Source organism: Halodurantibacterium daqingense (assembly GCF_042666235.1).
Taxonomy (GTDB): Bacteria; Pseudomonadota; Alphaproteobacteria; order Rhodobacterales; family Rhodobacteraceae; genus Halodurantibacterium; species Halodurantibacterium daqingensis.
Map to the genome: position 1 here is coordinate 261,315 of NZ_JBHTFQ010000004.1, position 15,613 is coordinate 276,927.

At 66.0% G+C, this 15,613-nt stretch carries 10 protein-coding genes; 1 reads left to right on the plus strand and 9 read right to left on the minus strand.

Features of this window, described 5'->3' with window-relative positions:
- Positions 1-4: 4 nt before the first annotated feature.
- From ACFQXB_RS09250 to ACFQXB_RS09285, 8 genes are all read right to left on the minus strand, one after another.
- Positions 5-1,828, minus strand: a complete 1,824-nt coding sequence (locus ACFQXB_RS09250) for a DUF294 nucleotidyltransferase-like domain-containing protein (protein WP_377402549.1) — start codon at positions 1,826-1,828, stop codon at positions 5-7.
- Positions 1,829-1,879: 51 nt separating this feature from the next.
- Entirely contained in the window at positions 1,880-3,649 is a 1,770-nt protein-coding gene (locus ACFQXB_RS09255) for a sodium:solute symporter family protein (protein WP_377402552.1), read from the minus strand.
- A 10-nt stretch (positions 3,650-3,659) separates the two neighbouring features.
- Positions 3,660-3,920: a DUF4212 domain-containing protein gene (locus tag ACFQXB_RS09260; protein WP_377402555.1), complete on the minus strand. Its 261-nt coding sequence runs from the start codon at positions 3,918-3,920 to the stop codon at positions 3,660-3,662.
- 60 nt (positions 3,921-3,980) lie between these two features.
- Positions 3,981-4,661, minus strand: coding sequence for an adenylate kinase (locus tag ACFQXB_RS09265; RefSeq protein ID WP_377402558.1), 681 nt, complete (start codon positions 4,659-4,661; stop codon positions 3,981-3,983).
- 10 nt (positions 4,662-4,671) lie between these two features.
- A complete protein-coding gene (acs, locus tag ACFQXB_RS09270) occupies positions 4,672-6,642 on the minus strand; it encodes an acetate--CoA ligase (protein ID WP_377402561.1) in 1,971 nt (656 codons plus the stop codon).
- A gap of 332 nt (positions 6,643-6,974) precedes the next feature.
- Positions 6,975-8,654: a SulP family inorganic anion transporter gene (locus ACFQXB_RS09275; protein WP_377402564.1), complete on the minus strand. Its 1,680-nt coding sequence runs from the start codon at positions 8,652-8,654 to the stop codon at positions 6,975-6,977.
- A gap of 279 nt (positions 8,655-8,933) precedes the next feature.
- Positions 8,934-11,225: a glycosyl hydrolase family 28-related protein gene (locus ACFQXB_RS09280; protein WP_377402567.1), complete on the minus strand. Its 2,292-nt coding sequence runs from the start codon at positions 11,223-11,225 to the stop codon at positions 8,934-8,936.
- A gap of 269 nt (positions 11,226-11,494) precedes the next feature.
- The gene (locus tag ACFQXB_RS09285; RefSeq protein WP_377402570.1) at positions 11,495-13,075 is read right to left on the minus strand and encodes a lysine--tRNA ligase; all 1,581 of its coding nucleotides are present in this window, start codon (positions 13,073-13,075) and stop codon (positions 11,495-11,497) included.
- A 117-nt stretch (positions 13,076-13,192) separates the two neighbouring features.
- Here ACFQXB_RS09285 and ACFQXB_RS09290 point away from each other — a divergent pair, with 117 nt between their 5' ends.
- Positions 13,193-13,615 (plus strand): tellurite resistance TerB family protein, encoded by a 423-nt coding sequence (locus ACFQXB_RS09290; RefSeq protein ID WP_377402573.1) that lies wholly within the window; start codon positions 13,193-13,195, stop codon positions 13,613-13,615.
- 257 nt (positions 13,616-13,872) lie between these two features.
- Here ACFQXB_RS09290 and dacB read toward each other — a convergent pair whose 3' ends face one another.
- Positions 13,873-15,378 (minus strand): D-alanyl-D-alanine carboxypeptidase/D-alanyl-D-alanine endopeptidase, encoded by a 1,506-nt coding sequence (gene dacB, locus ACFQXB_RS09295; protein WP_377402576.1) that lies wholly within the window; start codon positions 15,376-15,378, stop codon positions 13,873-13,875.
- Positions 15,379-15,613 lie beyond the last annotated feature (235 nt).

Here is a 15,613-nt window from a genome sequence, read left to right on the forward strand (position 1 = left end):
GTGGTCATCCCGGCGCGCCGCGGCCGTGGCCGATGGCGGATTGCATTGTGCGCACGACGACGAAGGCGTCGCGCAGATGGCTTCGTTCGAAATCCGACAGGTCGGACGGCGCCATGTAGTTGTCGGGGCGGCGCCCCGATTTCACCAGCGCCGCCTGGTTCTCCAGCCGCATCGTGGCGATCAGGTCATAGGCCTCGATCAGATCCCGCGCGCCGGAAACCGAGATCACGCCCGCCGCCTCGGCCGCCAGCAGCCGCGCCCGGGTGTTGACCTCGGGCAGCTGGCCGATCAGCGCATAGACCCGGCCCAGATCGACCACCGGGATCACCCCGTTCAGCTTCATGTCGACATGGTTCTTGAACTCGCCCGACCGGATCGTGGCAAAGCCGCGCAAGAGCCCCAGCGGCGGCGTATGCTTGAGCGAATTGGCGATCATATGCGCCACGAAGATCGTGTTCTTCGAGGCCATCTCCAGCGTCTCGGCCTGAAGATCGCGGAACAGCGTGGCCGCACCGCCGATCGGCCGCAGATCGAACATGACCGAGGCCAGCATCTGCGCCATCGGGTCGGGCTTGTCGACCCAGCCGCGGAAATAGTCGCGCCAGACGCGCATCGGCTGGCACCATTTGGGATTGGTCGCCATCATGTCGCCGGGGCAATAGTAATAGCCGCAGACGCTCAGCCCGTCCGATACCTGCCTTGCAAGCGCATGGAACCAGGGCATGTCGTCCGGGGTCACGCTGTCATGCAGGAACAGGCAGTTGTCCTGGTCCGAGACGCCGGTCTGTTCCTGCCGCCCCTGGCTGCCACAGGCCAGCCAGAGATAAGGCACCGGCGGCGGGCCAAGCGCGGCCTCGGCCATCTGCAACAGCCGCCGGGTAACGGCATCGGTGATATCGGTCACCAGCCGGGTGGTGACCTCATGCGCGTTGTTGCCGGCGGTCAGCTGCACCAGAAGCTGCGGAATGCGGGCGGTGATTGCGGCCATGTCCTCGACGCGCTCGGCGGAACTGATGTCACGGATCAGCTGGGCCGAGGACACCGCCTGGAAGCGGGTCAGATCGGTCTGGGTGATCATGCCGACCAGCCGTCCGGCCTCGACCACCGGCAGATGGCCGATGCGCCGTTCCAGCATGATGTGGAGGATATCCGAGCCAAGCGCCTGCGGCGGCAGGGACACGGGATCCGCCGTCATCACCTCCGAGACCGGCGTCTGCGCCGGAAGGCCGGCAGCCAGAACCCGGTTCGACAGGTCGCGCACGGTGACGATGCCCAGAAGCTCTTCGTCGCGGACCACGCCCAGGCTTGACACCCGCGCATCGCGCATCCGCCGCGCGGCCTCCTGCACCGGCGTGTCCGGTGCGCAGGTGACCGGATGGCGCGCCATCAGGTCGGCCACGCGCAGTGTCGTCAGGTCCGAGCCGCGGCCCTCGCCGCCACGGGCGCGGTTGAAGAACCGCTCGAAGGCGGGATAGGCGGTCAGCAACTCGCGGAACCGCACGGCCGGCAGCATCAGCAGCACGCTTTCCTCGGTGGTGCGGGCGGTGGTCACGGCCAGCCCGTCGCGCATCAACCCGCGTTCGCCAAAGCTGTTGCGCGGCCCGAGGATCGAAACCAGCCCGCCGTTGCGGTCCAGCACCTCGACCGATCCACGCTTGATCAGGAACAGCCCTTCAAGCGCCGCACCGATCCGGTAAACTTCCGTTCCCGGCGCATAGACCCTGCGGCTGAAGCAGCCGGCGACACGCGCCAGCTCGTCCTGCGGCAGGCTGTCATAGGGGTGCACCGTCTCCAGGAACCCGATGATCGTCGCCGTCTGATCGTCCATTTCCCCCTCCCAAGGGTGGCGCGCGCCCCGAATGGGGGCGCGCGTCCGTTGTCAATGGTCGACCGCTGCGCCGGCACCGCGCGGGATGCGGATGCTTTCCACCAGGTCCTGCACGTCCTGGGGCGGGGCGGCGGTGAGCGACGACACCAGATAGGCCGTGCCGAAGTTCAGGATCGCGCCGATCGTGCCGAAGGACAGGGGCGACACGCCCAGGATCCAGTTGTCCGGCGTATTGGCCAGCATGTTGGTGCCCGGGATGAAGAACCAGCCCAGATAGGTGAAGATGTAAAGCAGGGTCGCCACCAGACCCACAAGCATCCCCGTGATCGCCCCCGCGCTGTTGATGCGCTTCGAGAAGATCCCCATCATCAGCACCGGGAACAGCGTTGCCGCCGCAAGCCCGAAGGCCAGCGCCACCACCTGCGCGGCAAAGCCGGGCGGGTTGAGCCCCAGATAGGTCGCCACCACGATCGCCCCCGCCATCGAGATCCGGGCTGCAAGCAGTTCGCCCTTCTCGCTGATCCGCGGGTTCAGATAGCTCTTGATCAGGTCGTGGCTGACCGCCGAGGAGATCGCGAGCAGAAGGCCGGCCGCCGTGGACAGCGCCGCGGCAAGACCACCGGCGGCGATCAGCGCGACCACCCAGCCCGGAAGCTGTGCGATTTCCGGATTGGCCAGAACAAGGATGTCGTTGTTGATCGTCAGTTCCGATCCGGCCCAGCCGCGTTCGGCCGCCTCGGCCGCAAAGGCCGGATTGCCGTCGTTGTAAAGCTGGATGCGACCGTCATTGTTCTTGTCCTCGAAGCGCAGAAGACCCGTCGTTTCCCAGGTGCGCATCCAGTCGGGGCGCGCCTCGTATTCGATCGGCTCTTCGGCGGCGCCCTGCGGATAGAGCGTGGTCATGATGTTCAGCCGCGCCATGGCACCCACAGCCGGAGCCGTCAGGTACAGAAGCGCGATGAAGACCAGCGCCCAGCCCGCCGACCAGCGCGCATCGGCCACTTTCGGAACGGTGAAGAAGCGGATGATCACATGCGGCAGGCCCGCCGTCCCGATCATGAGCGAGATGGTGAACAGAACCATGTTCATCATCGAGCTGTGCAGGCCGGTGTAGCTGGTGAAGCCCAGGTCGGTGACGATCTGGTCAAGCGTCTGCAGCAGCGGCTGGCCACTGCCGGTATGGCTGGAGAACAGGCCCAGCGGCGGCAGCGGGTTGCCGGTCAGTTGCAGCGAGATGAAGACCGCCGGAATCGTATAGGCCACGATCAGCACGCAGTATTGCGCCACCTGGGTATAGGTGATGCCCTTCATGCCGCCCAGAACCGCATAGACGAAGACCACTGCCGAGGCGATGAAGAGGCCCGTGGACACGTCCACCTCGAGGAAGCGCGAGAAGGCCACGCCGGCGCCGGTCATCTGCCCGATCACATAGGTCACCGAGATGATGATGAGGCAGAGCACCGCCACCAGGCGCGCGGTCTGGCTGTAGAACCGGTCGCCGATGAATTGCGGCACGGTGAACTTGCCGAACTTGCGCAGATAGGGCGCAAGCAGCAGCGCAAGCAGCACATAGCCGCCCGTCCAGCCCATCAGGTAGCTCGAGTTCACATAGCCCGCGAAGGCCACGAGGCCCGCCATCGAGATGAACGACGCCGCCGACATCCAGTCGGCCGCCGTAGCCATGCCGTTCAGAACCGGGTTGACGCCCTGGTTGGCGGCGTAGAATTCCGCGGTCGAGCCCGCACGGGCCCAGATCGCGATGCCGACGTAAAGCGCGAAGGACGCGCCCACGACGAGCAGGTTGAGTGTATACTGATCCATCGCCGCCCCCTTACTGCTCGTCCACGCCGTGTTCGGCGTCGAGTTTGTTCATGAAGCGCGCGTAGTTGAAGATCAGCGCGATGAACACGAGGATCGAACCCTGCTGCGCAAACCAGAAGCCGAGATCGGTGCCCCCGACCGGAATGCCCGACAGCAGGGGCCGCAATACGATGCCGAAGCCGATCGAGCAGACGAACCAGATCACCAGACTGATCAGAATGATGCGCTTGTTCGCGTCCCAATAGGCTGTGGACGAAGACTTGTCCGCCATAGACGTTACTCCCTGTTTTCCCTCCGTTCCGCTGCCCCGTGCCCCGGGACAACGGCCTCCCTAAGCCGAAACGCGGCTTACGATGTCGGAAAGCGCGCCGGAAATCGCCTCGATGGTCCCCATCGCGTCGATCCGTTCAAGCACGCCCCTTTCCTCGTAATAGGCGATCAGCGGTGCCGTCTGCGCGTGATAGGCGGCAAGCCGTGCCCCCGCAGTCTCGGCATTGTCGTCGGCCCGGCGCTTGAACTCCGTGCCGCCGCATCTGTCGCAGACCCCGGCAACCGCCGGGATCTTGTAGCTGTCGTGCCAGCCCTCGCCGCAGGCGGCGCAGGTATAACGCCCCGCCACCCGCGCCACCATCGCGGCGTCATCCACCTCGAGCGAGATGGCGGCCGAGATCTGCAGTCCCTGCCCCTCCAGCAGCGCATCCAGCGCCGCCGCCTGCCCTTGGGTGCGCGGAAACCCGTCGAGGATCACGCCGCGCACCACGTCGGGGGCGCTCATCCGGTCCCGGAGGATCGCAAGCACGATCTCGTCGGACACCAGCCCCCCGGCCTCCATCACCGCCTGCGCGGCGCGTCCGGCCTCGGTGCCCGCAGCCACCGCCGCGCGCAAAAGGTCACCAGTGGACAGTTGCACCAGCCCGAAGCGTTCCTCGAGCATCCGCGCCTGGGTCCCCTTGCCGGCGCCGGGCGGACCCAGCAGGATCAGGACGGCGGGACGGGCTTCAACCTCTGCCATGGTCATCGCCTCAGCCCCGGTTCATGCGGTTCTCGATCAGATCCTCGACCACCGAGGGATCCGCGAGGGTCGAGATATCCCCCAGCGCGCCATAGTCGTTTTCGGCGATCTTGCGCAGGATGCGGCGCATGATCTTGCCCGACCGGGTCTTGGGCAGGCCCGGCGCCCACTGGATGAGGTCGGGCTTGGCGATCGGCCCGATCTCGGTGCGCACCCAGGCTTCCAGCTCCTTGCGCAGCGCATCCGTGGGCTCGACCCCGTTCATGAGCGTGACATAGGCATAGATGCCCTGGCCCTTGATGTCGTGCGGATAGCCCACCACCGCCGCCTCGGCGACCTGGGCATGGGCGACAAGGGCGGATTCGACCTCGGCCGTGCCCATACGGTGCCCCGAGACGTTGATCACGTCATCGACCCGTCCGGTGATCCAGTAATAGCCGTCCGCATCGCGCCGGCAGCCATCACCCGAGAAGTAATAGCCCTTGTATTGCTGGAAATAGGTCTCCTGGAAGCGGTCGTGATCGCCCCAGACGGTGCGCATCTGCCCCGGCCAGCTGTCGGCGATGCACAGCACCCCCTCGGCCTCGGGCGTCTCGATCAGCTTGCCGCTTTCGGCCTCCAGCACCACCGGCTTGACGCCGAAGAAGGGCTTGGTGGCCGATCCGGGCTTGGCCGGGATCGCGCCGGGCAGCGGCGTGATCAGATGGCCACCGGTTTCCGTCTGCCACCAGGTATCGACGATCGGGCAGCGCCCCTTGCCCACGACCTCATTGTACCAGTTCCAGGCCTCGGGGTTGATCGGCTCGCCGACCGAGCCCAGCAGCCGCAAGCTCGACAGGTCATGCTTTTCGACAAAGCCGTTGCCCTGCCCCATCAGCGCCCGGATGGCGGTGGGCGCGGTGTAGAACTGCGTGACCTTGTGCTTTTCGCAGACCGCCCAGAACCGGCCGGCATCGGGATAGGTCGGCACGCCCTCGAACATCAGGGTCGTCGCGCCATTCGCCAGCGGGCCATAGATGATATAGCTGTGGCCCGTGACCCAGCCCACATCGGCCGTGCACCAGAAGATGTCGCCGTCATGGTAATCGAAGGTGTACTGATGGGTCATCGCCGCATAGGCAAGGTAGCCGCCCGAGCTGTGCACCACGCCCTTCGGCTTGCCGGTGGAACCGCTGGTGTAAAGCACGAACAGCGGATCCTCGGCGTTCATCTCTTCGGCCGGGCAATCCGGCGCGGCATGGTCCATCAACGCCTTCACATCGACATCGCGGCCATCGACCCAGGTGGTCTGATCGCCGGTATGCTTGACGACAAGGCAGCGCACCCGGTCCGAGCAATGCAGCAGCGCCGCATCGGTATTCGACTTGAGCGCCGTCTTGCGCCCGCCCCGCGGCGCCGAATCAGCGGTAATCACCACTTTCGCGGCCGAATCGTTGATGCGGTTGGCCAGCGCATCGGGGGAAAAGCCGGCAAAGACGATCGAATGAATCGCCCCGATCCGCGCGCAGGCCAGCATCGCATAGGCCGCTTCGGGGATCATGGGCAGATAGATCACCACCCGGTCACCGCGCGTCACGCCCTGGCTGCGCAGCACATTGGCCATCCGGCACACCTTGTCGTGCAACTGGCGATAGGTGATGTGCTGGGCCGGCGCGTTCGGATCATCGGGTTCGAAGATGATTGCTGTCTGGTCGCCGCGCGTCTCCAGATGCCGGTCCACGCAGTTCTGCGCCACGTTCAGCGTGCCGTCCTCGAACCATTTGATGCTGACCTGACCGAAGGTGAAATCGGTGTTCTTCACGCGGCTGTAGGGCTTGATCCAGTCCAGCCGAAGGCCATGTTCGCCCCAGAAGGCGTCCGGATCGGCAATGGACGCGGCGTACATCTCTTCATAGCGCGCCGCATCGACATGGGCCTTGGCAATGAATTCCTGGGGGGCCGCGTAGCTTTCCGGCGCAGCAGCCTGGGCCTGAGCGTTCATGAACAATCCTCCTGCATATCCGGCACCGCAGGCCCTTTCCGGCGCGGCGCCCGACCGGCCAGTCGAGGCCGATCCTCCATCCCGGGATCGAGTGTAACGCATAAGTCAACGAATACGTAACCCTTTTTAGACATGGGTTTTTTCTGCAAATATTTTCACGTTACTCGGGCAAAGGTGTAAATTTTCCTGCAGGATGCGAGCAAAGAGTGTTACGTTTCAGTAACTTCCATGTTCACGCTTTGGTGAGGTCGCCGCCAGCCATAGTGACGCAGCGTCACGCCCGGCGGTCGTGCGGCCGGCCGGGATCACGCGGATGAACCACAGGTGATTCGCTACAAGAGGGCGCGGGCCTCGGCCAGTGCATCGCGGATGGTCGCGCGATAAAGCACCTCGGGTTCATGCAGGCCCTGCGCCAGCAGCAGGCGCCGGATCTCGGCAGTGGTGCCGGTCAGATAAAGCTGCCGCCCGCCCCGCCGCATCCGCTGCGCCAGCAGGTCGATCGCATGGGCGCCGGTGCTGTCCAGAAGCGGCACATCGCTGAAATCCACGACAAAGGCACGGGGCCGGTCGGCAATCCGTTCAAGCACGCTGCCCGCCGTCGCCGCCGCGCCGAAGAAGAAGGCCCCGCGAATGCGATAGACGACCACATCGCCATCCGATGCCTCGGCCGGGTCGAAGGCTTCGTCATCCTCGTCCGCCGCGCGCAGATGACCGACATCGACCCGCGCCGCTTCGGACATGCGGTGAATGAACAAGAGCCCGCCAAGCGCGAAGCCGACCACGATGCCCTCGGTCAGGTCGCGGAACACCACCAGAAGGAAGGTCACCAGCAGGACGGCCGCATCGCCGCTCGAACTGCGCAGAAGGCCCCAGAATTCCTGCTTCTCGGCCATGTTCCAGGCCACGACCAGCAGAACGCCGGCAAGGGCGGCCAGCGGCACATGGCCGGCGAGCGGCGCGGCCAGCATCATGAAGGCCAGCAGGAACAGCGCATGCAGCATCCCCGACACCGGCCCGCGGCTTCCGGCACGCACGTTGGTGGCGGTCCGGGCAATGGTGCCGGTCACGCAAAAGCCGCCGAAAAGCGCCGCGCCCATGTTGGCAACGCCCTGCGCCACAAGCTCCATGTTCGAACGGTGCTGGCGGCCGCTCATCCCGTCGGCAACGACCGCCGAAAGCAGCGACTCGATCGCACCCAGAAGCGTGAAGCTGACCGCCCAGGGCAGCGCGGCCAGAACCTGCGGCCACGAGAAGGACGGCATGCCCGGCTGCGGCAATCCCCGCGGCAGTTCGCCAAAGCGGCTGGCGATCGTATCCACCGGCAGGCCCGCCACAGCCGCCAGGGCCGAGGCCAGCCCGATGGCGATCAGCATGCCGGGCCAGCCCGGCCGCAGCCGCTTGATGCCGGTGATGATCGCGACAGTCCCCGCACCCAGGGCGAGCGCCGCCGGGCTGAGACTGGCCCGCGCCTGCCATAGCGCCTCGATCTTGGGCAGAATCGCTGCGGGTTCCGGGCCGGTCAGCCGGAGACCAAAGAACTCGCTGAGCTGGCTCGCCAGGATGATGACCGCAATCCCGGCCGTGAAGCCGACCGTGACGGGATAGGGGATGAACTTGATATAGGTGCCCAGCCGCAGCGCCCCCAGGCCGATCAGCATCAGGCCCGACAGGAAGGTCGCAAGGATCAGCCCGCTAAGCCCGGTTGCCGCGACACAGGCCGAGACCAGCACGATGAAGGCCCCCGCAGGCCCTCCGATCTGATAGCGGCTGCCCCCAAGAAGCGAGACAAGGAAGCCCCCGACGATTGCCGTGTAAAGCCCCCGTTCCGGCCCCACGCCCGAGGCGATGGCAATCGCCATCGACAAGGGCAGCGCGACGATGGCAACCGTCAGGCCTGCCACCCCATCGCGCCGCAGAGCGTCAACCCCGTAACCTTCCCGCAGCACCGTCACCAGCTTTGGCGTGAATTCGGATGCAGAGGGCGAAGGCGGCAACGGGCGGGAAAGAGTCATGTCACTTCGTTGGCTGGGTTGCGCAAGCCTGCGCGCGCGCCGCGCCTCTTGTCAACCGGAAGGGCCGTTACGCCCCGATCGGTCTTGCTGCAGATGACCGCGCGCAGCGCGGTTGCGCCCTCTGCAGATGGCGCCGGCCAGGACATGTCGCGGCCGTGGTTCCAGATCCCCGGATCCGGGGTGCGCTGGCCGGTGGCGGGGGTGGCTCTTGTTCCCCGCGACGGCCCGGCGGCACGCCTGTGCCGCCCCGGAAAGGCGGGGCGGCTCGGCCGCGCAGGCCTAGTTCGGATTATCGACCCGCACGGTCACCTGGGCCCGGCCGCGCACAGCCTCGGGCCAATGCAGCTGGATCTGGCTCCGGTTCGGCCCCTGTTCCACCATCGCATAGGGCATGTTGCCGCGCAGCTGTCCCGCTCCGTTCAGAAGCGGCCCCTCGGCCATCACCGACTGCACCAGCCGCGCCCAGCCCCCGAAGGGCAGGAAGGGGGCGGCGTCGATCGTCCAGGTCGTCGCGGCCGTGTTCTGGTCATGGCGCAGCACCACCGGGCTTGCCGTCAGCTGGGCGATGCCGTTGAAGGTATTGCCGTCGAAGGTGATGTTGCGCATCCGGCCGAAATCGAGTGTGGCGAAAGTGCTGTCCACCGCCTCGACCCGGTCGATATTGCTGTTGAAGGTGCGGAAGGTGTTGCCCGAAACATAAAGCCCGTGGATGAAATGACCCGGGCCATAGGGCTTGACCACGAGCCAGCGGAACCAGGGCGCCACGTTGGTCGCGATGAAGATATTGCCGGTGATCGTCAGCCCGCCGAAGGAAAACTGGTTGGAGAACTGCGGCACCGCCTCGTGCTCATTCGTCCACTCGATCGAGCAGTTGTCGATATAGTTGCCGGTGATCGTCGATTTGCAGTTCGGCGTGGTCATGATGAGCCCGCCGACGCGGCTGCCGTTGTTCTCGTCATCGCCGTTGAAGAAATGGTTGCCCACGAACATGTGGCCGGTGCCGTTGCAGATCGCGAAATGCAGGAAGCGAACCACGCGGTTGTTGCGGACCTTCACGTCATTGGCGTTGACGTTCAGCGCGATGGTGCTGCGGTTGGGCGCGCGCACCGACATCTCGTTCGACAGGAACTGACAGCGATCAACGAACATGCCCTGGCAGCCGCGTCCCGGCGAGGTGATGCCCCGGTCGCGGGGGCGGTTGATGACGCAGTCCGAAACCCGGAAGGTCAGCCCTTCGGGGGCAAGAAGGATGCCGCTCGCCAGCCCGTTGCACAGGAACTCGCAATTCGTGACCTCAAAGGCCGACAGCGCGCTGAAGCCCGAGAAGTCGAGCACATAGGCAAAGCGGCGGAAGGTGTACTGCTGGGTTCCGGCCGCATCGAACAGGGGCTGGCTCAGCGTGAGGACACCGGTGGCCACGTTCTTTTCGCGCACATAGACCTCGCGCCCCACGCCGTTGCCGACCACCAGCGACCCGACCGGGATGTTGGCGATATTGGTGACATTGGTCAGTTGCAGCGGCTGGTTCGGGTTGTAGGTGCCGGCCGAGGTGAAGGACCGCGTGTTCCAGGAGGGCCCGTCGATGATGTTGAACTGGCCGTTGGTAATGCCGCGCCGCACCGCAAAGCTGGTCACCGCGTCCACCGCCGCCTGCACATCGATCGGTGCATCCACCTCCACGCGCCGCCCGCACAGATCGAAAGTCACGTGATCGGTAAAGTTGAACAGCGCCTGAATGCCGCGGCGCAGCCCCTCCATCTCGCTGCCGAAGGCCTGGGCATAGGTGGCGAGGTCAAAGTTGCGGGTCAGCGCCAGCCGCCGGTTCGCCGGCAGCGTGACCGTGCCCTCGAACCGGACCGGAGCGTTCATCGTGACATGGTCGCCCAGGAAATAGCTGCCCGCTGGCACCAGAACCTGGCGCCCCGCCGCCGCCGCATCCGCAGCAAGAAAGGCCGCGCGGTCATTGGTCACCCCATCGCCGCGCGCGCCAAAGTCCCGCACATCGACCCAGTCCATCATCTTGCGCAGGAAGGCGCTGGTGACATCCTCGATCTCGATATCGTCGATCCGCACCACCCCGCCATTCGATCCGGTCAGGTCCAGCCCGAAATGGCCATAGATCGCATTGGTGCCCCAGGCCATGTCAACGCCCGGCCGCGCCCCCGATCCGACGATGGCGCTGACCGTCACCACCTCGCCATAGGTGGTCAGCGGCAGCGACGGGCCCGTCTGCACCACCCCCGACACATTCCCGCCCGAGGCGTTTCCGGCCCAACCCGCGATCCGGACCGAGGGCAAGGCCCCGCTGATCGCCTTGATCCGTGCCGTGATCCGCAGATACATGCCGGGCACCAGCGGCGTCTGGCCCATATGGCGCAGCCGCTGGGTGGACTGGGTCTTCTGCAGCTCCAGGCACCCCCCGAAATCCTGATCCGCCGGCACGAAGGCCGCGTTGCTCGCGGAGTCATATGTCGCGCTACCCGGGGTGCCGTTGCCGCTCGACCAGAAGGAAAGCCCTGCAGAAAAGGGCCGCGGCATCAGCACCAGCCCGTCGGTAATGGCCATGTTCATTCGATATCCTCGCTTGCAATCCGCCTGAGAGGCAGCGCGGCGGGGCATCTTGCCCACAGCCCTCTGACATGGGCTGGACAAGGGCCACCACGGCGCCGTCACGCCCTCAGACCTAGCAGCGAGTATTTAAGAAGGGTTAACCACACCGTGCGCCGCGGGATGCAACACCCCGCAGCGCCCGAACTGTGCCATCGTCACGGGACAGCAGCGCCGGCCAGCCCAAGAAGCTTGTCGCGCTTGATGACGATCGGCGGGAACCAGACGCCGCGTCAGGCGGCGAGCTCTCCGGCCAATGCCTTTTCAAGCAGCGTCACCGTCTCATCCACGCCGTAAAGGGCGATGAAGCCGCCAAAGCGCGGCCCCTGGCTGGCCCCCAGCAACACTTCGTAAAGCGCGGTAAACCAGTCGCGCAGTGGCTCGAACCCGTGCTCCTTGCCCACGGCAAAGACAAGGCTCTGCAGTTCCTCGGCATCCAGCCCGCCCTGCCAGGCCTTCAGGCGCGCGACCAGGTCCGCCATTGCCGCGCGCTCCTGCTCCGTGGGCGCCCGGAACTGGCGCGTCGGCGCCACGAAATCGCGGAAATAGCGCACCGCAAACTCCGCCGCCGCATCCAGATCGGGGTTGGTTTCGGGGCTGGCATCGGGGGCATAGCGGCGGATGAAGCCCCAAAGCCCGGCCTTGTCCTTGGCGCCGGCCACGCTGGCAAGGTTCAGAAGCATGGCAAAGGGCACGACCATCCGCGATTCGGGCGGATTGCCGCCATGGATATGCCAGACGGGGTTGTTCGCCCGCCCCGCCGCATCCTGCCCCGGATAGGCCTTCAGCTGCTGGTGGTATTCGTCCACCGCCTTCGGGATCACGTCGAAATACATCCGCTTGGCCGTCTTGGGCTTCTGATACATGAAGTAGGACAGGCTCTCGGGGCTGGCATAGGTCAGCCATTCGTCGATGGTCAGCCCGTTGCCCTTGGATTTCGAGATCTTCTCGCCGTTCTGGTCCAGGAACAGTTCATAGGTGAAATGCTCGGGCTTGCGGCCGCCCAGAATCTCGCAGATCCGGTCATAGATCGGCGTATTGGTGGAATGATCCTTGCCGTACATTTCGAAATCGACGTCAAGGGCGGCCCAGCGGGCGCCGAAATCGGGCTTCCACTGCAGCTTGACGTTGCCACCGGTGACCGGCAGCGTCCATTCGCGGCCGGTCTCGTCGTCAAAGGTGATGGTGCCGTCGCGCGGGTTCACCTCTTTCATCGGCACATACATCACCCGCCCCGTTTCGGGATGGATCGGCAGGAAAATCGAATAGGTCTGCTGGCGTTCCTCGCGCAGGGAGGCCAGCATCACCTGCATCAGATCGTCATAGCGTTCGGCCGCACGCAACAGCACCGCATCGAACTGGCCCGACCGGTAGAAATCGGTGGCGCTGATGAATTCGTATTCGAACCCGAACGTGTCCAGAAACCGCCGCAACATGGCGTTGTTGTGGTGGCCAAAGCTCTCGTATTCGCCAAAGGGATCGGGAACCGAGGTCAGCGGACGTTGCAGATGCTCGCGCAGCATCTCGGGGTTCGGGACATTGTCCGGAACCTTGCGCATCCCGTCCAGATCGTCGGAAAAGCAGATCAGCCGGGTGGGGATGTCGCTGATCACCTCGAAGGCGCGGCGGATCATCGTCGTGCGCGCGACCTCTCCGAAGGTGCCGATATGCGGCAGGCCCGAGGGGCCATACCCGGTTTCGAACAGCACATGGCCCTTTTCGGGCGGCGCCTTTTCATAGCGTTTGAGCAGCCGGCGCGCTTCTTCAAAAGGCCAGGCTTTCGAATTCATCGCGGCATCGCGCAGGTCCGACATGTCACAAACTTCCCGCTAATGTGAGGCCCCATGCCTCACCAAGGCCGTGTCTCCCTATTGCCCGCGGCGTGGGGCGTCAATAATCTCGGTCCGTTCCCAGCAGAAGGACGCGGAAACGTGCCACAGAAATGCCCACTGATTTCGCCGCAGGATGCACTTGTCGCGGTGATGGTCGCGGTCTCGGTTTCCGACGAACAGATCCGCACCACCGAGATTCTGGCGATTCAGCGCATCGTCAACCATCTGCCGGTGTTCGACGGCTACGATCCCGACCGGCCGCGGCAGGTAGGCGAAACCGTGCTTGACCTGTTCGAGGATGAGGACGGGCTCGATGCGCTGTTCGGCATGGTGCGCGAGGCCCTGCCCGAACGGCTATATGAAACCGCCTATGCGCTGGCCTGCGACGTGGCCGCGGCCGATGGCACCCTGCGCGAAACCGAGTTGCGCCTGCTGGAGGAGATCCGCCACGAACTCAACATCGACCGGCTCCACGCCGCCGCGATCGAACGCGGCGCCCGCGCGCGGCATCTGCGGGCCTGAGAGACATCCCGGAACGCAGGCGCGCGGCCCCGTCACGTCGGCCGCTTTTTCCCTGAGCCGCCGTGACAGGGCGCAGATCCTGCGCCAAGCCGGGTGGCTGGTGCAGATCCCGGCCTCGCACCTCCCTCCCGCGCCGGAACCGGCCAGCCACGATGGACGGAAGGGGCGAAGGGAATGATCCGGCCAAGGGGCTGCCTCGTCCCTGCACCCGGTGCTGCACAATGCAAAAGCTCCCCGCCGGTGAGCTGACGGAGGCCCTAGACGTGAACCGCCGCCCAGCGTTCGATCAGCTGCTGTTGCAGCCGGCGCGCGCGCTGGGTCCATTCGCGCCCACCTTCGGGGCGTTCGCGCTCGGCGGGGCCAAGGCGGTCGCGGCGTGCGGTATCTGCGCAGAAGATGGCAAAGACCATCTCGCGCCCGCCCGGCGCGGTGATGTATCCGCCCAGCCCGCTTACGAAATTCAGCGTGCCGGTCTTGGCGTCCACCCGGATCGGATGGTTGCGGATCTCGTTGTTCTGCGCGTCGCGCATCGGGAAATTGCGCAGGATGGGGCGCAGTTGCGCCTCGGAACCGGCCAAGGCCCGCACGATGTCCAGCGCCGCGATCCGTGAGGCATCGCCCAGGCCCGAATGATCGACCAGCCGCGGCCGCGCAAGCCCGAACCGCGCCCCGGCCCAGTCCGACATCGCCCCCGCCGAGGCCGCGAGCGTTCCGGGCCGCAGCCCCCGCGCGACCGAAGCCGCGAGGCCCAGAGTCTCGGCCGTGAGGTTGGTGGACCACCGCAGCATGTCGCGCGATACCGTGCGCAGATCGTCACTGTCGTGCTGCACGATCACACTGCCGGCGGGCAGGTTGGTCACGATCTGTGCCGGCGGAAGGCGGATGCCCTGCGCGGCGGCCAGCGTCTGGAACACTTCGGCAGCATAGGCTTCGGGGCGGCGCACCGGCAGCAGCCGGCTGCCGCCATTCCCCAGTGCGGCGCTGGCGACGGTCCAGTCCTCATAGGGGCCATTGGCCGCAAAGGTGAAGGTCGGGCTCTGGCGTTGCACGACCTGCATCCGCGCGAGGCTGACGGCGGGGCGGCTGCGTTCGGCACGGGCTTCCATGCTCAGCCGCCAGGCGCCCTGGGCGCGCTGCCATTCGAAATGCACCTGATTGTAGTTCAGGTTGAGCCCGGAAACCGCCGGATTATAGCCGACATGCGCAGGTTGCGCGGGGTCGATCGCGGGGATCGAGGGCAAGGCGGCGCCATGCACCAGAAAGCGCCCTGAAACGCCGTTTACCCCTAGCCCGCGCAGGGCAGTGACCATCGTCGCCAGCCCGTCCGAGGACAGCGTCGGATCGCCACCCCCTACCAGCACCAGATCGCCGTTGACCACGCCCCCCTGCACCGGACCTGTCGCCATCAGCCGGGTGGCAAAGCGGTACCCCGACCCAAGGGTCTCGATCGCGTAAAGCGCCGTCATCGCCTTCACCACGCTTGCAGGGGGCAGGCTGCGCTCGGCCCCCGCCGCCTCCAGAAGCTGGCCGCTGCGCGCATCGGCAACGACAAAGCTCACCTCGCCGCCCAGCCGCGCCGCGTCGATCAGCTGCGCCGCCGCCGGTACCGTTGCGCTGGCCACCCGCGCGCCGGAAGCCAGGGTTGCGCCGCGCGCGGGCGGACGCAGCGAAACGGTCGGCGCTCCGGCCAGCGCGGGGCCCGCCGCGCCCGCGACAAGCGCGCCCAGAAGCCAGCGCCGCGATACGTTTGATGGATTCGTCATGGCGCAACTCTATCCGAGGCCCATCCCGGCCGACAAGCGGCTGATGACCGCCGGACCCGGCGCGAAACATGTGGCATTCGCACACTGCCGCCGAGCGCCGCTCGCTCCTTGCGGTGCGGACAGACGAAAACCTCACCCTGACCCCTATCGCAGGATTCTGCCGGATCGCGGCGCAGGCGACCCGGCTTCACAACCGCGCGGGTCTTCTTACAGGCAGCGCCCCGGGTGGAAATCC